Annotated in this window: 14 protein-coding genes; 8 read left to right on the top strand and 6 right to left on the bottom strand. The window is 44.7% G+C overall.

Going from position 1 to position 21,995, the window contains the following annotated elements:
* Nucleotides 1-189: 189 nt before the first annotated feature.
* The gene (locus QUA97_RS10165) at nucleotides 190-711 is read left to right on the top strand and encodes a hypothetical protein (RefSeq protein WP_194069110.1); all 522 of its coding nucleotides are present in this window, start codon (nucleotides 190-192) and stop codon (nucleotides 709-711) included.
* Between the two features lie 233 nt (nucleotides 712-944).
* Here QUA97_RS10165 and QUA97_RS10160 read toward each other — a convergent pair whose 3' ends face one another.
* Nucleotides 945-1,085, bottom strand: coding sequence for a hypothetical protein (locus QUA97_RS10160; RefSeq protein ID WP_333194533.1), 141 nt, complete (start codon nucleotides 1,083-1,085; stop codon nucleotides 945-947).
* Between QUA97_RS10160 and QUA97_RS10155 the strand changes: the two genes are divergently transcribed.
* Together QUA97_RS10155 and clpB are read left to right on the top strand one after the other, a co-directional pair.
* Entirely contained in the window at nucleotides 1,084-2,799 is a 1,716-nt protein-coding gene (locus QUA97_RS10155; protein WP_333194532.1) for a sensor histidine kinase, read from the top strand. The two genes, QUA97_RS10160 and QUA97_RS10155, sit on opposite strands and share 2 nt — an antisense overlap.
* A gap of 1,006 nt (nucleotides 2,800-3,805) precedes the next feature.
* Nucleotides 3,806-6,421, top strand: coding sequence for an ATP-dependent chaperone ClpB (clpB, locus tag QUA97_RS10150; protein WP_194069107.1), 2,616 nt, complete (start codon nucleotides 3,806-3,808; stop codon nucleotides 6,419-6,421).
* Between the two features lie 336 nt (nucleotides 6,422-6,757).
* On the opposite strand, the gene QUA97_RS10145 is transcribed toward clpB, so the two are convergent.
* Complete coding sequence (locus QUA97_RS10145) at nucleotides 6,758-7,105, bottom strand: STAS domain-containing protein (protein ID WP_194069106.1); 348 nt, start codon at nucleotides 7,103-7,105, stop codon at nucleotides 6,758-6,760.
* A 326-nt stretch (nucleotides 7,106-7,431) separates the two neighbouring features.
* Here QUA97_RS10145 and QUA97_RS10140 point away from each other — a divergent pair, with 326 nt between their 5' ends.
* A complete protein-coding gene (locus QUA97_RS10140; RefSeq protein ID WP_194069111.1) occupies nucleotides 7,432-8,055 on the top strand; it encodes a DedA family protein in 624 nt (207 codons plus the stop codon).
* 438 nt (nucleotides 8,056-8,493) lie between these two features.
* Here the strand turns inward: QUA97_RS10140 and QUA97_RS10135 are convergent, their stop codons facing one another.
* On the bottom strand, nucleotides 8,494-9,696 hold the full coding sequence (locus tag QUA97_RS10135; RefSeq protein ID WP_194011473.1) for an argininosuccinate synthase: 1,203 nt from the start codon (nucleotides 9,694-9,696) through the stop codon (nucleotides 8,494-8,496).
* 340 nt (nucleotides 9,697-10,036) lie between these two features.
* Here QUA97_RS10135 and QUA97_RS10130 point away from each other — a divergent pair, with 340 nt between their 5' ends.
* The 3 genes from QUA97_RS10130 to argZ all read left to right on the top strand — a co-directional run bounded on the left by QUA97_RS10130 (nucleotide 10,037) and on the right by argZ (nucleotide 17,792).
* On the top strand, nucleotides 10,037-10,972 hold the full coding sequence (locus QUA97_RS10130; protein WP_194069103.1) for a glycosyltransferase family 2 protein: 936 nt from the start codon (nucleotides 10,037-10,039) through the stop codon (nucleotides 10,970-10,972).
* A gap of 1,212 nt (nucleotides 10,973-12,184) precedes the next feature.
* Nucleotides 12,185-15,394, top strand: coding sequence for a PAS domain-containing protein (locus QUA97_RS10125; RefSeq protein WP_194069101.1), 3,210 nt, complete (start codon nucleotides 12,185-12,187; stop codon nucleotides 15,392-15,394).
* 283 nt (nucleotides 15,395-15,677) lie between these two features.
* On the top strand, nucleotides 15,678-17,792 hold the full coding sequence (argZ, locus tag QUA97_RS10120; protein ID WP_194069099.1) for a bifunctional arginine dihydrolase/ornithine cyclodeaminase: 2,115 nt from the start codon (nucleotides 15,678-15,680) through the stop codon (nucleotides 17,790-17,792).
* Nucleotides 17,793-18,034: 242 nt separating this feature from the next.
* On the opposite strand, the gene QUA97_RS10115 is transcribed toward argZ, so the two are convergent.
* Both QUA97_RS10115 and QUA97_RS10110 read right to left on the bottom strand, forming a co-directional pair.
* Nucleotides 18,035-18,532, bottom strand: coding sequence for a tetratricopeptide repeat protein (locus QUA97_RS10115; RefSeq protein ID WP_333194531.1), 498 nt, complete (start codon nucleotides 18,530-18,532; stop codon nucleotides 18,035-18,037).
* A gap of 108 nt (nucleotides 18,533-18,640) precedes the next feature.
* Nucleotides 18,641-19,144: a hypothetical protein gene (locus QUA97_RS10110; RefSeq protein WP_333194530.1), complete on the bottom strand. Its 504-nt coding sequence runs from the start codon at nucleotides 19,142-19,144 to the stop codon at nucleotides 18,641-18,643.
* A 292-nt stretch (nucleotides 19,145-19,436) separates the two neighbouring features.
* On the opposite strand from QUA97_RS10110, the gene QUA97_RS10105 reads away from it, so the two are divergent.
* A complete protein-coding gene (locus QUA97_RS10105; protein ID WP_194069094.1) occupies nucleotides 19,437-19,931 on the top strand; it encodes a hypothetical protein in 495 nt (164 codons plus the stop codon).
* A 209-nt stretch (nucleotides 19,932-20,140) separates the two neighbouring features.
* On the opposite strand, the gene QUA97_RS10100 is transcribed toward QUA97_RS10105, so the two are convergent.
* Complete coding sequence (locus QUA97_RS10100; RefSeq protein WP_194069092.1) at nucleotides 20,141-21,676, bottom strand: mechanosensitive ion channel domain-containing protein; 1,536 nt, start codon at nucleotides 21,674-21,676, stop codon at nucleotides 20,141-20,143.
* Nucleotides 21,677-21,995: the final 319 nt, after the last annotated feature.

Genomic DNA, 21,995 nt, shown 5'->3' with positions numbered 1-21,995 from the left:
ATTCCCCATTCCCCATTCCCCATTCCCCATTCCCCATTCCCCATTCCCCATTCCCCATTCCCCATTCCCCATTCCCCCTTTCCTGTTTGGCCAATTCCCAATATATGTGATAGGCTCCAGATAACTCAATAGACAGCAACCAAAAGGGGTCTATTGCAATCACCCAAAAATTCACTTTAGGGAACATCAATGAAAATCAAAAATCTGGTTATTTCGGGCATTTCCTTGCTCCTCGGTACTGCAATTATAGGAAGTGCGATCGCTCAAGAACTGACCGAAAGCCAAAAAACGGTTGTTTGTCGCTTAAAAACAGAATTTGACCAGCGCTCTAGCAACGGTCAAAAATTAGTATTTGTGCCATTGTTCGGCCAAGTTCGCAAGCAAGTTTTGTCTCCGTTTAGAGCCACGCTGCATCCCGATACTGAGTATACTTTTGTTGCGACTTGCGACGGAAATTGCCAGGATTTAAACCTAACTCTCAGGGATGCGAACGGTCTAGAAATCGGTTCGAGTCAAAAGACAGGGGAACTGGCGTCAATCTCTTTTACTCCGCCATCCCAAGGCGAATATCAAATCACCGCTAAGCCTGGAGAATGCACGACTGCAGAGGGTTGCAGTTTCGGCATGGGAATCTTCGTTCCTGCCTCTGCTAGCGTACCTAATGCTTCAAAAATTCCTGCTCAAATAGCACAATTTAAACTTTGTCAGTAGAGGAACAGCGATAAGTTGTGGGTTGCGAGGGGAGTGGATTGTTCGATCGCGAATTTAACTGCTAACTTGCAACTTATAACTCGCTTTTTATATAGCCCAGTATCGGATCGATCGGGTACTGGTACAGATTTGAGATTGAAAAATTGGGGAATTGAGGAATTTTAGATTAATCGATCAATTCCTCAGTCACTTGAGAACCGCTATAGTGGCTGAACCATAACTGCTGCCAACTGTCAAGCCGATCGAGCTGTGGAACCTTGCAAAGACCCCATAGCTGCCGAATTCCGGTTGAAAGTCATAACTTTATTTACCCTCACGCAGGCATCAATTAGAATATAGATAGTGCCTCTGAGGGTGACGAGTAAATTCCCCATGTCTTTAACCTTAGCCTTGAAAAATCAACTGCAAAACGCTCCTCAAATAGGGTTTAAAAGTCTGTTGGGCCGCTTGGGTATCAGGCAGAAAATCGGCTGCGGATACGCCTTGGTCATTGGTATTGCGATTTTGGGTGCTGTGGCGGGACGGGGAGTAGAATCCTATCACAAACAGCAAGTTAGAGAAAAACTGGCGATCGACCGAGATAAAGCCGAAATCCTAACTAATCTTAATAATACGGTGCAGGAAGTCAGAATTCACCAGAAAGAGCTGGCGAGTCTGGTGAACAAACCGGAAATTTTCGATCGCGAGCGATCGGAATTCCTCGCCCGCGTTGCTCAGATGAGCGGCATCCTGGAACAACTGCAAACCATGCCGCCGACCAAAAATCCCGAGATTGCCAAAGACTACCAACTGCTGCAACAGTTCGCTAGAGTCAACGGCAAGACGGTAGAATCATACTTTCAACAAGTACAAAAATTGTTGGCGACTGCGAAAGTATCAGCTTTGAATCCGCAGCAACGGCAGGCTTTCGGGCGGAACTTGAACAATTTTGTGGATGGCGAAACTGCTTTGAAACTCGCACAGTTTTCCGAGGATTCAGCCAAACTCGCTGACACTTTTGGCAATAAAGCAGACGAGGCGTTTAGAACCTACGAGAAAGCAGAAAAACTCGGAACCCTGATTCTCGTAGGTTCTCTGTTCCTATCGGCGGCGATCGCAGCGATACTTGCAGCATACACCAGCAGGGCGATCGCCCGCCCCTTAGAAGCCACTACCCTGATCGCTCAGCGAGTGACAGAAGAATCGAACTTTGACTTGCAAGTACCAGTTACCACTTCCGACGAAGTGGGAATGCTAGCAACTTCGCTCAACGAACTGATCCAAAGAGTAGCGGAATACACAGAAGACTTGCACGAAGCAAAAGTAGCAGCCGAAGCTGCCAACCGCTCAAAAAGTGCATTTCTAGCTAACATGAGCCACGAACTCCGCACCCCCCTCAACGCCATCATCAACTACAGCGAAATGCTGCAAGAAGATGCTCAAGATTCCGGTTCTGAAGACTTTCTCCCAGACTTAGAAAAAATTCAAACCGCAGGCAAACATTTGCTCGACATGATCAGCGACATCCTCGACATTTCCAAAATAGAAGCCGGCCACGTCACGCTTTATTTGGAAAACTTCGACGTAGCGACAATGATTGAAGAAGTGATGACTACGGCTCAACCGCTAGTAGAGAAAAAAGGCAATGCTTTAGCGCTGAAAACCCAAGGCGAACTCGGCACAATGTACGCCGACCAACCTAAAGTGCGGCAAATTCTCCTAAACTTGCTCAGCAACGCTGCCAAATTTACTGAAAAAGGGGTTATTACTATCGAGGTCGAAAGAATTAAAAATGGAAAAGTTAAACAGACGAAAAGAAAGAAAAATAAAGATTTTAACTCTGGTTCAAACTACAGTTCTCAAGTTTTGATTTTTCGAGTCAGGGATACAGGCATTGGCATGACCAATGAGCAATTAGAACAGATATTCAAGCCTTTTACTCAAGCTGATGCTTCGACTACCAAGAAGTATGGAGGCACGGGTTTGGGATTGACAATTAGCCAGCGCTTGTGTCAAATTCTCGGCGGCGAAATTAGCGTTGAAAGCGAGGACGGGAAAGGCTCAACTTTTATTGTCAGTCTCCCGGAACGGGTGGTGATGCAGGCTTGAATTCAGTTGGCAGTTGGCAGTTGGTAGTTGGCAGTTGGCAGTAGTCATTAGTCATTAGTCATTAGTCATTAGTCATTAGTTGGGAGTCAGTTGGCAGTAGTTGAAAGTCATATAGCGGTTATCACAAAAGTGAGCTATGCCCTATGCCCTATGCCCGGTTTGGCCTATCCCCTATGCCCGGTTTGGCCTATGCCCTATGCCCGGTTTGGCCTATGCCCAATGCCCGGTTTGGCCTATGCCCGGTTTGGCCTATGCCCTATGCCTCATCTTTCTGAGAAAGGCTATATGATGTCCGCTCAATTACTGATAATCCCTTTTTTGTCAATCAGGAAGCAGAAAAATAATCATTTTGAGAGCTAATTTTTCTGCTGAATAAGGTGCAGAAAACAGACTGATAGCACGTACAGGAATCCTCACTGATATTCTTGCTTAACACTTCGATTATTTTCTGAATATCGATGCAATTAGTCGCTAAGTCCGGGCGCGTTTATGTTGATTGTCGGTGAACATGAAAGATTGTTGGTGAAGCGAGCTTTTACCAATAAAGCGTATTCCAAGTTTATGAAGTATACCCCAGAAACCTGGTTTTTTTTTACAGATCTCGCATTACTGATTCTGTTCTGTGATATCAATTCCGGTTGCACTCATACATGATGTTAACTGTTAACAGTCAACAGTCAACAGTGAATTTACTATTCCGATGAAGAGAGAATTTGATAGGAAACCCGGTTTCTCGCTCTGTACATCTACATGGAATATGCTGTATTATTGTGGTTAATTTCTTAAACCTGATATTACTTCTATTCTGATTAATTAATCATTGCTCGACTTGATTGGATATTTCCGATAATTTAACTGGAAGCTGAAACACAGGGCGGAAATACCTATCTACAGATAGGGGAACACCGATCCGATCGCCCTCCGTAACTCCCTACAATGATAATTGTACGGGCGATCGAGTATTTGCCTCTACAGTATCGCTTTTTAATGCAGGGAATTAAAATTTATGCAACCGAATAATCCAAACCAATTTACCGAAAAAGCCTGGGAAGCCATCGCCCGCACTCCAGAAATCGTCAAAGCAGCTCAGCAGCAACAGCTAGAAAGCGAACATTTGATGAAAGCGTTGCTGGAACAAGAATCGGGACTGGCTAGCAGTTTATTTAATAAAGCTGGAGTGACCATCGCCAAATTGCGCGATCGCACTGATGAGTTTATCAGCCGCGGGCCCAAAATCTCGGGAACTGGCGGCAACGTCTATCTCGGTCGTTCTCTCGACACCCTGCTAGACCGCGCTGAAGCTTATCGCAAAGAGTACGGCGATGAATTTATCTCGATCGAGCATTTGATCCTAGGTTACGTTAAGGACGATCGCTTCGGCAAAAATCTCCTGCAAGAATTTAAACTAGACGAAGCCAAGCTCAAAAATATCATTACCCAAGTCCGGGGGAACAACAAAGTGACAGACCAAAATCCAGAAGGCAAATACGAAGCGCTGGAAAAATACGGCCGAGATTTGACAGAAGCCGCGCGTCAAGGCAAACTCGATCCGGTCATCGGAAGAGATGACGAGATTCGCCGCACGATTCAAATATTGAGCCGCCGCACCAAAAATAACCCCGTACTGATTGGGGAACCGGGAGTTGGTAAAACTGCGATCGCCGAAGGACTCGCCCAGCGAATTATCACCGGAGATGTGCCCCAATCTCTCAAAGACCGACAATTAATTAGCTTAGATATGGGCGCGTTAATTGCCGGTGCAAAATTCCGGGGAGAATTTGAAGAACGCTTGAAAGCCGTGCTCAAAGAAGTTATGGACAGCAACGGTAAAGTCATCCTATTTATCGATGAAATTCACACCGTTGTCGGGGCCGGCGCGACTCAAGGCTCGATGGATGCCGGCAACTTGCTCAAACCCATGTTAGCGAGGGGAGAATTGCGCTGTATCGGTGCTACAACTCTCGACGAATACCGCAAATATCTCGAAAAAGATGCGGCCTTAGAACGCCGTTTTCAACAAGTTTATGTTGACCAGCCGACAGTAGAAGATACTATTTCAATTCTGCGAGGCTTGAAGGAACGGTATGAAGTTCACCACGGCGTGAAAATTTCTGACAGCGCGCTAGTGGCGGCGGCTACTTTGTCTACTCGATATATTAGCGATCGCTTCCTTCCCGACAAAGCCATTGACTTAGTGGACGAAGCAGCCGCTAAACTTAAAATGGAGATTACTTCCAAGCCGGAAGAATTAGACGAAATCGACCGCCGGATTTTGCAGCTAGAAATGGAAAGGCTGTCGCTGCAAAAAGAAAGCAACGCAGCTTCGATCGAACGCTTGGAAAGACTGGAAAAAGACTTAGGCAATCTCAAGGAACAGCAAAGCGGTTTGAACGCCCAATGGCAATCAGAAAAAGGTGTCATCGGTAGCATTCAAACAATCAAAGAACAGATGGACAAGGTGAATATTGAAATTCAACAAGCTGAATTAAAATATGACCTGAACCGCGCTGCTGAGTTGAAATATAGCAAGTTAACCGAGTTGCAAAAACAATTGCAAGAAGCCGAAGCTCAACTGACAGCAACTCAAACCACTGGTAAAACTTTACTCAGGGAAGAAGTCACGGAATCTGACATTGCTGAGATTATTTCTAAGTGGACGGGAATCCCGATTAGCAAGTTAGTTGAATCGGAAATGCAGAAACTTTTGTACTTGGAAGATGAACTGCACAAACGGGTAATCGGACAGGATGAAGCGGTGACGGCGGTTGCAGATGCAATTCAACGATCGCGCGCGGGTTTAGCCGATCCGAACCGTCCGGTTGCTAGTTTTATATTCCTCGGCCCCACGGGTGTAGGTAAAACCGAGTTGGCGAAAGCATTAGCATCTTATCTCTTTGATACCGAAGAGGCGATCGTCCGCATTGATATGTCGGAATACATGGAGAAACACGCGGTTTCGCGGTTAATCGGTGCGCCTCCGGGATACGTTGGCTACGATGAAGGCGGACAATTAACTGAGGCTGTGCGCCGCCGTCCTTACTCCGTGATTCTATTTGATGAAATTGAGAAAGCGCACCCGGATGTCTTCAATATCATGTTGCAAATTCTGGATGACGGCCGCGTTACCGATGCTCAAGGTCACACGGTAGACTTTAAGAATTCTGTGATTATTATGACATCTAATGTCGGCTCTCAATACATCTTGGATGTGGCGGGAGATAACGAAGAAATGCGGAGTCGGGTGATGGAGGCGATGCGGGGAACTTTCCGCCCGGAATTCTTGAACCGGATTGATGAAATGATTATTTTCCACGGTTTGAGTAAGGTGGAATTGCGGCAGATTGTGCTGTTGCAAGTCAAGCGTTTGGAAAAACGTTTAGCCGATCGCAAAATGTCTCTGAAATTGTCGGAATCGGCGATCGACTTCTTGGCAGAAATCGGCTACGATCCTGTGTACGGTGCGCGGCCGCTGAAACGAGGAATTCAACGCGAGTTGGAAACGCAAATGGCGAAGGGTATTTTGCGGGGAGATTTTGTTGATGGCGATACAATTTTTGTGGATATCGAGAATGAAAGGCTGGCGTTTAAGCGGCTGCCTGCCCAGTTGGTAACTGCGAAATAATTGGAGTTGTGGCAAAGTCTAAGAAACCGGGTTATCGGATGATTTAGCTTGGGTGGCGAGATATCTCGCCACTCAACCCGGTTTCGGGGAATTTTGAAAAATCTTAAAAACCGGGTTTCTCTAACAGTTGTAGCCTGTGCAAAGTGTACCTTATTTTTAGGTGTACTGTTTTTTTATCGATCGCGGTAGGCGATGGAAAACCCGGTTTTTCCCTGAATTTCTCCCTGCTAAATCCTACCTCTCATAATTCCGATGCTACCGGATTTGATATTACTGGACTCCCATTCCGAACTGTCGAACCTAATGATTGGAAATTAACGGGACAGCATAGAATTTTTATCCAGCAACTAAAGCAGGAGTTTCTGTTGAAATAATTTGCTCGAAACTGTCAAAAATTTCAAAGAGTTGGTCGAGTTGAGTAATTTCAAATATTAGCCTGACAGTGGCTGAAACGTTGCAGATGACGAGGCGGCATCCCCGGTGGCGGGCGGCGTTGAGTCCCCCGACTAGGGCGCACAAGCCGGAACTGTCGATAAAATCTACGTCGCCCATGTCAATTACCCAGAGTTGGTGGCGATCGGGCAAAATCTCGGCTAGCTGTTGCTGGAGGACATTCCCAGCTTGGGAGTCGAGGCAATTTTGAGGTTGGAGGATGATGTGTTGGTTGAAGTTGGGAAATTTCATAGCAGTTATCCTCGGATTGTCAAGTATCAATAAGTGAGTTCGGTTGCTGCCAAAGTTGAGATCATCAGGGAATTTCAGCTAAGGTTTAAGGATTGGACGATCGCCCGACTGTGATAAATTTAGGAGGAAAACTGGCTGGCGATCGGCATCCGGCAACCGCAACAATCCTGATTAATCTATAATGCCCTAAAGGCTAGTTTTTTGTTGGGCGGCCGATCGCGAGTTTTGTGTGTTCTTCATCACAACGAAAGATTGCACTATTGGCGGAATCGAGCCAATATATAAAAGTATTGAGCTTTGCAAAAGTTTACGAAGGCAGTATCGAAATGTCTTTTGAGTTTTTATCGTTAGAGACTATTCAGGAATTTGCGCGAGATTACGGCTACTGGGCTGTATTTCTGGGAATTTTGCTGGAAAATCTGGGAGTTCCTCTTCCAGGCGAGACAATTACAATTGCTGGCGGTTTTTTAGCCGGCAGCGGAGAACTCAATTACTGGTTTGTGCTCGGAAGCGCGATCGCCGGTGCGACTCTCGGCGGAAATTTCGGATATGCGATCGGCAGATACGGCGGCTGGCCGCTGCTGCTGAAGCTAGGACAATTTTTCCGCTTTCGGGAAGAACAACTGTTTGACCTAAAAGAACAGTTTAGCAAAAATGCAGCTAAAGCCGTATTTTTAGGCCGTTTCATCGCACTGCTGCGGATTTTTGCCAGCCCCCTAGCGGGCATCGCCGAAATGCCTTTTTGGAAATTTTCGCTGTTCAATATTCTGGGTGCAGCAAGCTGGGCATCTGTCATGGTAAGTTTGTCATATTTCCTAGGACAAGTAGTGTCTTTAGAAAAGTTGGTAGCTTGGGCGGCTCAATTTGCTGTATTTGCTTTGCTGTTAGCAGTTGCTTGGATTGTAATTCCTATTTGGTTAGAGTCGCGGACTTTGGACAAGACTAAGTAGAGACGCAACATTGTTGTGTCATCAACTCCGATACCACCAAAATAAGGACAAAACAACGTTGTTTTGTCCTTATTTTTTGTATTGCTAAGACTCTCAGAAACCGGGTTTTTAACAACTCTGGGTACAGCACCGAATTTTCGCAAAAACCCCGCTTTCTCATCACCCGTAAGACTCTCAGAAACCGGGTCTTTGACAACTCTGGGTACAGCGCCGAATTCTTGCAAAAAACCCGGTTTCTAACACCTAATACGGTTATAATTTCGAGTACGCTCGCACGAGGATGTACTATGACGGCATTAACTGAAATTTGCGAAGAAGTAATTGATTCTTCAGTCCCGGAAGGCGGAAATTGCTTGTATAGATGCGGTTTCAATCGCCGACTCTTAGCTGCTGCGATCTTGAAATAAGGTGCGCGGGGCGCACCCTACCTAAGAATTTCTAGCCTCTATTCTTCTCCGACCAAATGCGTGTGGGCAGTCCCCAAACATAGACAAATCCTTCGGCTGCTTTGTGGTCGAATTCGTCCTCTGCGCCGTAGGTTGCTAAGTCGAAACTGTACAGCGAATTTTCTGATTTGCGACCGACGATTGTGGCATTTCCCTTGAATAGTTTGAGCCTCACTGTTCCAGTTACTCGCTTTTGCGTGTCCTGAATGAATGCGTCTAAAGCGGTCTTTAAAGGGTTGTACCAAAGACCGTTGTAAATCATTTGGCTGTAGGTTTCTTCGATACCGCGCTTGTATCGCGTCACATCTCCTGTCAGAGTTAAGCTTTCTAAATCTCGGTGCGCGTGCATTAACACTAAAATCGCTGGTGTTTCATAAATCTCTCGCGATTTAATCCCCACTAAGCGGTTTTCTATCATGTCGATGCGCCCGATTCCGTGATTTCCAACTGTTTCGTTGAGTTGGGTAATTAAGGCGACTGGTGATAATTCTTTGCCGTTTAAACTGACAGGATTTCCGCACTCGAAACCGATTTCTATGTATTCCGGTGTGTTGGGAGTTTGCTCGATCGCCTTTGTCATCAAAAACACCTCTTCTGGCGGTTCCGCCCAAGGATCTTCGAGGATGCCGGCTTCGATCGCCATTCCTAACAAATTGCGATCGATACTGTAAGGCGAAGACTTCTTCACCGGCGACGGAATCCCGCATTTCTCGCCGTAGGCAATGGTTTCCTCCCGGCTCATTTTCCACTCCCTGGCGGGTGCTAAAATCTTAATCTTAGGATTCAACGCGCCGATCGACACATCAAACCGCACCTGATCGTTTCCCTTACCAGTACAACCGTGGGCGATCGCATCTGCACCGTATTTTTCGGCAGCTTCTACTAACAATTTAGCAATCAGCGGGCGGGCTAACGCCGTAGAAAGCGGATACTGATTTTCGTAAAGCGCGTTAGCTTGAATCGCTGGAAACGCATAATCTTTGATAAATTCCTCGGTAGCATCAATTACCAGAGATTCCGAAGCACCCGATGCTAAAGCTTTTTTGCGGATTGGTTCTAATTCGTCTCCCTGTCCCAAATCCGCCGCCAGAGTAATTACCTCTTCGACTCCCCACTCCTTCATCAGATAAGGAATGCAGACAGAGGTATCGACTCCGCCGGAATATGCTAGCACAACTTTTTTAGCGCGACTCATTGCTATTTACATCCTGAATTTAAGTTAATACGGTTGGGTTAAGACTGTTGATTGTTCAGAGATCCCTTGCAGCATCCCCCTTAAGAAGGCCGACTTCGATCAATTTCTTGTCCCACCCCCTACTCCCCTTTTTTAAGGGGGTGCCAGGGCGATCTGGCTTAACCCAACCGTATTGGAATTTAACCGACTTTTCATTATGCACCTAATTCAGATTAATTCTTGTCAGAAATAGTACAGATTTATATATGCTTTTTTTGCTACACTTGGCGATTTCCTGGGAAAGTTGCTGCGAAAAATCTGCTACCGTGGGATACGGTAACTGTGGCGATGGGGAAGATCCGTGTTTTTTAGTGTTGTGATTCCGACGTACAATCGTAAATTGATTTTGGCAAAATGTCTACTGGCTCTGGAAAATCAGCAGTTCGATCGCAGCGTGACAGATTATGAGGTGATTGTAGTCGATGATGGTTCGACGGACGGGACGATCGAGTGGTTGGCCGCAAATGCCGATTTGTTGCCGCACGTGCGATCGATCTGTCAATCTCACCAAGGCCCCGCCGCCGCCCGGAATTTGGGCGTGGAAGATGCTAAGGGCGATACGATTATTTTTATTGACAGCGATTTAGTCGTCACGGAGCATTTTTTGCAAGCACACGCAGATGCTTTGATACAAGCATACAAGGATACTGATGCGGTTTTTACTTATGGCAGCGTGATTAATACTTGCAATTTCGACAATCCCACCTCCGAACCTTACAAAATAACAGATTTTTCAGCCGCTTACTTTGCTACGGGAAATGTGGCGATCGCCCGCCACTGGCTGCTAGAAGCGGGACTATTTGACAATCGTTTTCAATTGTACGGATGGGAAGATTTAGAATTGGGCGTCAGGTTAAAAAATTTAGGTTTAAAATTGATTAAATGTCCGGCTGCTGTCGGCTATCACTGGCATCCAGCTTTTAATTTAGAGCAAATACCAGGCATGATTGACCGAGAAATTCAGCGCGGGAGAATGGGAGTTTTGTTTTATCAAAAACACCCTAGTTGGAACGTGCGGCTGATGATTCAAATGACTGTTCTGCACCAAATACTGTGGGGAGTTTTATCTTTGGGCGGGATGCTGAACGAGCGCACAATGAAACCTTTTTTGCAGTTGCTGATTGACCGAGGTCAGTCGCAGTTAGCTTTGGAAATTGCTCGAATTTTTCTCAATTGGTATAATGTGAAAGCCGTCTATGCAGCTTACGGTGAATTGTCGGCTCATAGCAAGATATAGCCTTTCTGTGCTCTGGTATGAGGTACTATCTGGGATAGGGCATAGGGCCTAGGGGATAGGGCCTAGGGCATATCTCACCACGCTTGAGAACCGCCATATCATAAATTATCCCGATCGCCTAAACAAAAAATCGGGGGTTAGTTTCACCGAAATTTAGAGCGTATAATAGCAGAATTCAAAAACCCGCCCCCATCGCAAATACGGTTCAACCTGTTCCTTTATTATGGTGGATAGATGGGGGCAGTTTATTAATATTTAAGATGTGAATTAAAGATAGTTGGTGAAGTGATATCATGTCGGTCGATTGACAACAATAAGATTGGTTGGTAGTGCGGAATACGAGTCCGCACTAGGAACGGTTTTTGTTATGCTAATCCATCGCACGCGATCTGAATTCCTACGGGTAAAATCTTCAGATTGGTAGATATTGTCAGAGCTTGTCAGGGCTGGTGTAGTTGCTGTGTAGAGTAAGTAAATCTACCGAAAAAATACAAATAGAGCATCTCAAGGAATGCAGTAAGTATTTTTTATAGTAATCTCGCCATCGCTACACCCAAACAGAAGTCCGAACAACCCGATAAATACAGGCAAAACACTGCTTGCTTAAAACACTGTCAAGATTTTACTTTTAATCAAAGTTGCCGAATTTAGCAGTGATTTGAGGATTATCGGCTGTGAAAATCGATCGGTTAGGATAACTTTGTCCGCAAAAGGTTTAAAATTTACAATATTTTTGATACAATTATTACAAATATCAGGGCTAAGCTATTTGGGCGATCGATCTAACAGTTCCACCGCCTCAAACGCAAACAAGGCTGAGAGTCAGATTTATGCTCGTATAGCTGATAAAAGCAGAGGATACAGTCGCTCATTGACCAGGCCAAAAACGGATGCAAGCTTCCCCAGGGCTGTCGGGAGCAGCCCAAAATTTTAGACTACCGTTCAACCTCCCAGATTCATCCGTCCTTGTCAATCTAAAATCCTTCGACTGAGCGTTAGCCGAAGTCTAAAATCTCAAATCTAACATCGAATGACCGCCAGCGATCGAAAAACAAGATCCGGATCTGATTAAAATTTGCATTGCTCAAATCCGCATCCTAAAGCAACATTTACGAAAGACTCTTGCGGCAAGCTAATAATTTTATTACCAAAATATTAGATAGTTTGCTGAATTTTAAAATTAATTTTCAAATAATAAATTGAGGGTAGGTTGTGAAAAAGCTTGATAATCAATACGCACAAACACCAACACAGGCATCAGAAACCGACAGCTTAAAACAAAACATTTTAATCGTTGATGACCACCCAGAAAGCTTGCGTCTTTTATCTCAATTTTTGTCTAAGCAGGGATATAAAGTGCGGCCGACACGGGATGGTAAATTCGCTCTCCAGTTTGCTCGCTCGACTCCACCGGATTTGATTTTACTCGACATCATGATGCCCGGTATGGATGGCTATCAAGTTTGCGAACAGCTAAAAGCTTGCGCTAAAACCAAAAATATTCCTGTGATTTTTATCAGTGCCTTAAATGAAGTTTTTGATAAAGTCAAAGCTTTTTCGCTTGGTGCTGCAGACTACATTACTAAACCGTTTCAAACAGAAGAAGTGGTTAGCCGCATTCAAAATCAACTGCTGCTCAGTCGTCTTTCCAAGCAAATTGTAGAACAAAATGCGCGCCTGCAAGCAGAAATAGAAGAACGCAAGCGGGTGGAAGCAGAACTGCGAGAAAGTCAGCACTGGCTGTCAGCAATAATTAAAATGAATCCTAATGTTTTGTACATTTATGATGTGATTGAACACCGGATTTTATATCTTAATCGCGAACTGTATAGGGATCTTGGCTATTCCATCACAGAAATACAACAAATGGGAGCAGCATTTCTGCCTAACTTAATCCACCCTGATGATTTGGGAGCTTTCTCAGAACACATGAGCCGGATTGAGGCAGCAAAAGACGGTGAAAGCTTTGAGATTGAGTACCGAATTCAACACAAAAACGGTGAATATCGCTGGTTTTTTAGCCTGGATACCGTGTTTACCAGAACAACGGATGGCCAACCTTGGAAAATTCTGGGAAGTGCTACTGAAATTAGCGATCGCAAACAAGCAGAACTCGAACTAAAAACAGCTTTAGCTGCTTTGGAAAGGCAAATCAAGCAAAGATTTCTGCTAGAAACAATTACTCTAGAAATTCGCTATAGCTTAAAGCAGGAGCGAGTGTTTCAAACAGCAGCAGCCCAAATATGTCGAGTTTTTAATGCCGATAGTTGCTTGATTCACACCTACACAGAAGATCCAAGTCCCCGCCTTCCTTGTGTCGCTCATTACACAAGATTTGAATCAAAATCTCTGGTAAATTTAGAAATTCCTGTGGAGGGGAACGATCACGTTCAGCTTGTATTGTCCCAAGACAAAGTTGTAGTTTGTGATGATGTTTTTGCTGAACCGCTACTAGAAAATGTCAGAGGTTTGTGCGAGGAAATAGGTGTGAAATCGATAATAGCCGTGCGGACTTCTTACCAGGGAAAACCCAACGGAATGATGTGCTTGCACCAGTACGATCGCCGCCAGTGGACGCAAGATGATATCGGATTATTGAAAACTGTGGCGGCACAAATGGGAATTGCGATCGCCCAAGCCAATCTTCTCGAACAAGACGAACAGCAGCGACTGAAACTCCAACAAAGCGAAGCTAGTCTAGCAGCAGCCCAGAAAATTGCCCGTATCGGCAGTTGGGAATTTGATATTATAGCAAATAAGATTACTTGGTCAGAAGAAGTATTCCGAATTTTTGGTCTTGACTCAACTGCATCTGAACCGACATACGTCCAACTTTTACGGATGTATCATCCCGACGACAGAGACTTGTTCAAAGAAACTGTCAGCCTCGCTATTTCGCAAGGAAGTTCCTACAAAAAAGAATTGCGGATTTTGCATTCTAGCGGTCAAATTAGATACGTGGAAGCAAGGGGAACATCTGTTTTTACCGAAACCGGAGAAGTAATCAAACTGTTGGGAACAGTCATGGATATCACCGATCGCAAACAAGCAGAAGCAGCCTTGCAACTTAGCGAAGAACGTTTTTATCTGGCATTTGAAGGCAGTGCGATGGGGTTGTGGGATTGGAATCTTGTGACGGGAGAAGTCTATTTTAATTCGCGCTGGAAGACGATGTTGGGATATGAAGCAGACGAGATAGAAAATAAGTTCACATCTTGGGAGCAACTGTTACATCCAGAGGATTTACCCCAGGCTCTAGCAGCACTAGAAACTCACTTTCAATGCAAAAGTTCCATGTACGAAGTGGAATTGCGGATGTTGACAAAATCCGGCGATTGGAAGTGGATTTTGGCTCAAGGAACGGTTATGGAACGGGATGATGGGGGAAATCCTTTGCGGATGACTGGCACCCATATCGATATTAGCGATCGCAAACAAGCAGAAGTAGATTTGCAATTTAGCGAACAGCGAGAACGAGAAAAAGCTCAACAGTTAGCACAAACTCTGGAACACTTAAAAAACGCTCAATCCCATCTCATTCAAGCGGAAAAAATGTCAAGTATAGGACAAATGGTAGCGGGAGTAGCCCACGAAATTAACAACCCGATCAGCTTCATTTACGGCAATATTATTCCTGCCCGACAGTACGCCCGCGAGTTGGTAAAGTTGATCGAGATATACCAGCAGCACTATCCTGAACCAGTTCCAGAAATTGCGGCAGAATTGGTAGAAGTAGATGTAGATTTTATAGCTGAAGATTTTCCGAGAATCATGGCTTCAATGCAGGGAGGTGCTAACCGAATTAAGCAGATTGTGGTTTCTTTAAGAAATTTTTCGAGACTCGATGAAAAAGATATCAAATTAACAGATATTCATGAAGGAATAGAGAGCACGTTGGTGATTTTACAGCACCGATTGCAGTCACATTCAAAAGGTCGGGAAATTGAAGTTGTTAAAAATTACGGCAAACTACCAAAAATCGAGTGTTATCCGGCGCAATTAAACCAGGTATTTATGAATTTGCTGTTGAATGCGATCGATGCTGTGGAAGAGTCGTTAGTCATCAGTCATTCGTCCTTAGCAAACAATATTTCAACAGTTACAAATGATGCTGGACAAATGTTTGAGCAAAATCCTCAGATTCGCATTAGCACTGAAATAAATAGGGACAATCAAGTTGTTGTGCGGATTGCTGACAGCGGGCCCGGTATCCCTGCAGAGGTGCAGTCAAGGATGTTTGACCCGTTTTTCACTACAAAGCCGATCGGCAGCGGTACTGGTTTGGGGTTGTCGATTAGTTACCAAATTGTCCAAGACACCCACGGCGGTAAGTTGCAGTGTCATTCAGAGGTTGGGCGGGGAACAGAATTTGCGATCGAACTGCCGATTTTGCAAAAAGTAAAAACTAAAACAGGTTTGTAGTAAGGATTTTAGTCGCATAAATCAGCGGACTAAAGTCCGAACGATCAAACCTTTTGTTAAGGCTAATTGACGACAAATAACATCAAACCCTGACATTTGATTCGATATTTCATGGAAACCATCTGTGGTCTAATTGGATCTTATGTTAATCGTGATAGAATTAAAACCTAATTTTTATGCTGCTAGACGTTAAACTCTTCCTCTTGGGAATGAATTTAACAGTTGATTTCATGCATATTATCTCAACTCGCGTCTGTAGCATCTACTACATTTTAACTGAATTATGACTGATTCAATACGCTTTCTGATGTGCGCTCCCGACCACTACGATGTCGATTATGTAATTAACCCTTGGATGGAGGGAAACGTCCACAAATCATCGCGCGATCGCGCTGTGGAACAGTGGGAAAAACTCTACAGCGTCCTCAAAGACAACGCAATTGTAGACCTCGTACCGCCGGAAAAAGGCTGGCCGGATATGGTGTTCACCGCCAACGCAGGTTTGCTTTTGGGTAATACTTTCGTCCTCAGCCGTTTCTATCACAAAGAACGCCAAGGCGAAGAACCTTATTTCAAAGCATGGTTTGAAAGCAAAGGTTTCACCGTGCACGAACTCCCCAAAGATTTGCCCTTTGAAGGTGCTGGTGACGCTTTGCTCGATCGCGAAGGACGCTGGTTGTGGGCAGGATACGGCTTCCGTTCCGAACTCGACTCGCACCCGTTGCTAGCAAAATGGCTCAACATAGAAGTGCTTTCGCTGCGTCTTGTAGACGAACGTTTCTATCATTTAGATACCTGTTTTTGTCCCCTAACAGGTGGCTATTTGCTCTACTATCCAGCAGCATTTGACTCCTACTCCAACCGCTTAATTGAAATGCGAGTTGCGCCGGAAAAACGCATTGCCATTGAAGAAGCAGATGCCGCCAATTTTGCCTGCAATGCCGTCAATATTGACAAAACTGTGGTAATGAACAAGGTCAGCGAAGGCTTGAAAACGCGGATCGCTCAAGCAGGCTTCAAAGTCATTGAAACGCCGATGAGCGAATTTCTGAAAGCGGGCGGTGCTTGTAAGTGTTTGACGCTCAGGGTAACGGAACCGGTGCAAGAAGATCGATCGGCAAACGTGATGGTAGAAAGCCGTGCAATTCGCATGGAAGGCCACCTGCTCGATGCCGGTTTAATCAGCCGTGCTTTAGACTTAATTGTCGAAAACGGCGGCAGTTTCCAAGTGCTCAATTTCAATTTAGGAGAACAGCGCCAAAGCACATCATCCGCAGATGTGAAAGTCTCGGCTCCTTCCCACGAAGTGATGGAAGAAATCATGGGATTGCTGATCGACTTGGGTGCAGTGCCGCCACCGCAAGAGATTTGCGACGCTATTTTAGAAGATGTCGTCCAAGATGGTGTCGGCCCGGATGACTTTTATGTTACTACAATTTATCCCACGGAAGTGCGGATAAACGGTCAGTGGGTGAAAGCACGAAATCAGCGGATGGATGGTGCAGTTGCGATTACTGAAACCGCAGAAGGCCCGGTGGCTACGTGCAAATTATTGCGCGATTTAAAAGTAGGTGAAAAAGTCGTTGTTGATGTGGTCGGCATCCGCACTATCCGCAAAACAGAATCGCGGGAACAGCGCAATGCTCAAGAATTTAGCTTTATGTCCGGTAGCGTTTCTAGCGAGCGCCGGGTAGAGTTGGTAGTGGAACAAGTAGCGTGGGAATTGCGCCAAATTCGCGATCGCGGTGGCAAAGTGGTAGTGACGGCGGGGCCTGTTGTGATCCACACTGGCGGCGGCGAACATTTAGCGCATTTGATTCGCGAAGGTTACGTGCAAGCATTGTTGGGTGGAAATGCGATCGCAGTTCACGACATGGAACAATCGAGCATGGGAACTTCCTTGGGAGTTGACATGAAACGCGGCGTTGCTGTGCGCGGCGGACACCGACACCACTTGAAAATGATTAACACCACGCGGCGTTATGGAAGTATTGCTAAAGTCGTTGAAGCAGGCGTAATTACCAGCGGTGTGATGTACGAATGCGTGAAGCACAATATACCGTTTTCGCTAGCAGGTTCGATCCGCGATGACGGGCCGCTTCCCGACACGCAAATGGATATGGTTAAGGCTCAAGAAGAGTATACTGAGCTGTTACGGGGCGCGGATATGGTGTTAATGCTGTCGTCTATGCTGCACTCGATCGGTGTGGGAAATATGACACCGGCGGGTGTGAAGATGGTCTGTGTGGACATTAATCCGGCTGTGGTGACGAAATTGAGCGATCGCGGGTCGATCGAATCTACGGGAGTTGTCACCGATGTGGGATTGTTCCTGAGTTTGTTGGTGAATCAATTGGATAAGTTGACCAGCCGCCATCAAGTAACTCAATCTGCGTAGATGTAGCGAGTAGGGTGTGTTTTGAAACCTGGAGATCCCCCCTAACCCCCCTTAATAAGGGGGGGACCCGAAGCACTCAAAGTCAACCCCTACTCCCCTTTTTAAGGGGGATTTAGGGGGATCGAGACTAGGCTACAACCCTGATTTAGAGGTAGTTTTAGCCTGTTTGTTGACACCAATGGCGGGCAATGCCAACCTTACGAAATTTCTATAAATATTGAGGAAAAAATCAATGGTAGCAGTCATCGCTGCTGTATCCGCTGAAGTTCTTGCTGAACGTTTTTGAGGCGATTCATCATGTATTCAAAGTTTTCTCTATCTCCTTGAGCATTATACAGGTTCGCTGCTGTTTGCCAGTCGGTTACTGTTGCTCTAATATCTTTTAAGTTAAGACGAACAGTACCCCGAATGCGGTAAGCATCAGCATAATTCGGTCGAATGCGGATGGCATTATTGCAGTCTACAAGTGCAGCAACATAGTCTTCGATCAGAAGTCGTGCCAAACATCGGCTTTGGTGCGCTTCTGCAAAATTAGGATTGAGTTTGATAGCTTGGGTGTAGGCTTCAATTGCTCCTTTATAGTCTTTGTTATTAAAAAAATCGTCACCCCTTGTATAGAAGTCTGTCGAACTCGATTGAGATATAATAACTACGGGAGCATAGCTAGACGCAGCATTAGGGGTTATACCTATTGTCAGTGGAATTGCCACGATGGTGATAGCTTGGTATAGAAAATTCATGATTAAATTGATGGGTGTATGTAAGTATATTGATCGCATTTTTAAGCTTTTTATCCTTTCGGTTCGGGCGAGTTATTAAATAAAGATCATAGATGATTTTAGCTATCCTTAGTCGCTTGAGTCCCAATCCTCAATTTTAACTTCCAGTCCACTCATAAAACTTACTCCTAACGAACTTTTGACAATGGATTCGTTGATAGCAACTGATTGACCAGGCTGTAAAGTTTGATTAATTATCACCGGCTTCGTGTAGAGAATTGTATTGCCTTTAGCGATCTGAAGATTTGGGATACCAATCTTGATGGGTCTACTGCTGCGGTTTGTGATGTTACCTTTAATATTAGCGATATTTTCCCATCCTTTTCTTAAATCTGATGATAATCTTAAGTTAGCAATCAAGGGGTTCTGATTTCGTTCTATTGCTTTTATCGCCTCGTCTATCCGTCCTCTTTCACATACTGGCTCAAGGGATATGTGGTTGCCCGTTTTGGGATCTGTCCAGAAACAGCCCGGATGCTCTTGGGCGATCGCACCGCTGTAACCCAAAGGCAAAAACGGAATTACGACAGCAGAAAGGGAAGTCGCCACACGCAGAAGTTTCACTCTAGTCATAACACTTGGTTCCTTGAGCTGTTCTAGTGTATTGAGTGCTCAGCCTACAGCTTTTTTCTTAGAACCGATCTCCGTCAGCGCTTTGAGAATTCTCTCGAATAGCCTTGTGCTTACAGCTACCGCTTTATGTCAAGCTCATCTTTATCACTCCTCCACATACTATAGCGATCGCCCCTAAGCTGAAAAGCGGGAAAAGACGGATCTTTCTAACCTTTCAGTTATAAGTCGGAAAAAGACGGATAGACGCGGTTAAAGTCGGATATAATAATCGAAGTTTCTCACAGCCTTGATAATGGATATTCGCGAGGTACTCGAATTTGTAGATCAAGTTGTCTACGATAAGACAGGTAAACACCTCAATGATTTACAGCGTGGAATTATCGAGGGAACTCTGAATCGACTAAAGTATGCTGAGATTGCCGATAGTTATCGTCTTTCGGAAGGTCACGTTAAGGATAGAGGTTACGAGCTTTTGCAAATGTTATCAGATGTGTTTGATGAACCCGTTGACAAACACAATCTTAAATCGGTCTTAGAACGGAAAGGAAATCTCAATATTAGTTTTGGCGATAACAACATTATGGGTTATATCAATATTTGCTCCGATCGCCCCACTCCTACCCCAAATAAAAGCCAGCCTGCGACTCCTGACTTTCAGCGAGACCAGTATCAAGCCAAAATTGAAATGGTTGCTAAGTTACGCCAATTCGGCTTGAAAGACGAGCAAATAGCAGAGTTGCTGGGGCTAACTTTGGAGGAAGTTAAGCAGGTAGACTCGGAGGAGTAAAAGTAGGGTGCGCCTCGGCGCACTTTACAGGGGCAGTAATGTACTGCGTTACTGGCTGGTTGATATTTTTGCTCGTTACCAGGAAGAGCCTGGTAATGCAGGTGCGGAGGAAGAGCCTCCTTTGAGGAAGGCAACTTACAGGAGAGAGGACTGTAGGAGGTGTTGAAGTTATTAAGTTTTCAATCCTAACATAATTGCACGCTGTTGATTTAGCCATCTTTTGCTTCAACACCAAATAAATCTTTCAGCCGTTTTCTCACCCACTCTACAGGATTTTCATCATCATCTTCTTCCGATGCTTCTACCAACTGCATCTCTCGCAACAGTTGCTGTCTCTGGCTTAACTCTTCTTTGTGCTTGACTATCTCCTCAATAATCTGTTCGTATAAATCCGGTCTTTCAGTTAAAACTTTCTGGAAACCTTCCTTATTGATGCCAAACAAAATAGTTTCTTCCAAAGCTCTCACCGAAGCAGTTCTGGGGATTCCCAACATCAAAGAAAGTTCCCCCAAAAACTGACCGACACTGAGATAATTCAGGTGTTTGTCAATAGCTTCCACAAAAACTTCCACCGAACCTGAAAGAATCAAATAAAAAGCATCTCCCGGATCGTTTTCGTGAAATAAAAATTCTTGTGGTTGCAGCCGTTGGCGGTATCCCACTTCAATCAATTGCCGCAATTCTAAATCCGTCAGATGTTCAAAATATTCTACCTTTCGCAGCAAAGAGGTAAGGGACAATTGCGTTTTGACTTCTTCTCCTACCGCAACCGGGGATTTTCGATCGTTTTTAGGGAAACTTTCAGCGGTGGAGATTGCTGTTTTATTTGGATCGAACAGCGACAATAAAACTTCGGGATTTCGCAAATACAAGTCTCGGTTATTGAAAGGAAAGTCAATTCCCTGCTGGCGAAAATTGTACTGAATGGCAAAATTCAAAGAACTTTTAATAAATTCTCTTTCTACGGGTTTGTCTGTCCAAACTAAAAGCTCAAATTTAAAACTATCCTCGCCAAACTCAACAAACAATACTTTCGGAGTCGGTTCGTACAAAACTCCCGCTTCCGCGTAAGCAATATTTAATAGAGTTTCTGTCACTAATAGCGGGTCGCTATTCTCGGCTACTTCTATGGATAGTCGCAGACAAAGTAACGAGCTTTCGTAACTCCAGTTAACAATTTTGTTGCTAATTATAGTGCTGTTTGGAACTATAACGCTGGAGTCATCAGTGGTTTGGACGATGGTCGAGCGAATCGTGATTTTTTTGACGATTCCCATCAATCCTTCTAATTCCACAAAGTCTCCGACTTTCACCGGTCTGTCTAAAAGCAGCGTTAAGCCGCTGACAAAATTAGTTGTTAAATCCTGGATTCCGAAGCCAATTCCGACTCCCAATCCCCCTGCAACGACTGCCAAAGAAGCAAGGTTAACGCCGATGCTTTGGATGGCGAATATCACTCCAAAAGCGACTATTAAGTATCGCAAAATTACGGCGATTGCTTCCCGGTTTCCCTCGTCAATTCCCAACTTAACTAGCAAGCGTTCTTTAAGGAAATTGGTAAAAGAGCGGGCTACGATCAGGATACCCATGAACAATACAATCAGTTCCACAAGTGACTGCATCGATACAGGATTATCACCTATTTTAAATAGGGTTGCTGTGAACAGTTGGGAGAGTTGTGTTAATAAGTCTTCTGGAATTTCGTTCAAGTTGACTTCAGGAAATGATCTTGTTTGTGTTTCCATTTTTAAGCCGTTGGCAGTAAGGAATAAAGTTGTTGGTTGACCGTCTGGCAATAAAATCTTGAACTCGTTATTACAAATTTTTGACCTATTTTCGTGGTAAAAGACTGCATTGGTGACATATATCTGTGGTTACTCAGACTAGGCAGTTATCCGTGTTACCAATTTCTAGGATATATTTGATTCCTAGGCCTGCGGTGTGCCACTTTTCCCAAATAGCCTAATTATATATTATTAATGCCAATCTCCATACTAACTTTAGTCAAGGTTAACTATCTGGGATTTTATCATAATGTTGGCTAATTTATTGTTGACTTTATGT

The sequence above is a fragment of the Microcoleus sp. CZ3-B2 genome, assembly GCF_036705055.1.
Classification (GTDB): domain Bacteria; phylum Cyanobacteriota; class Cyanobacteriia; order Cyanobacteriales; family Microcoleaceae; genus Microcoleus.
The sequence above is the reverse complement of the archived record's forward strand: the minus strand, read 5'-3'. Positions and strand labels throughout refer to the sequence as shown.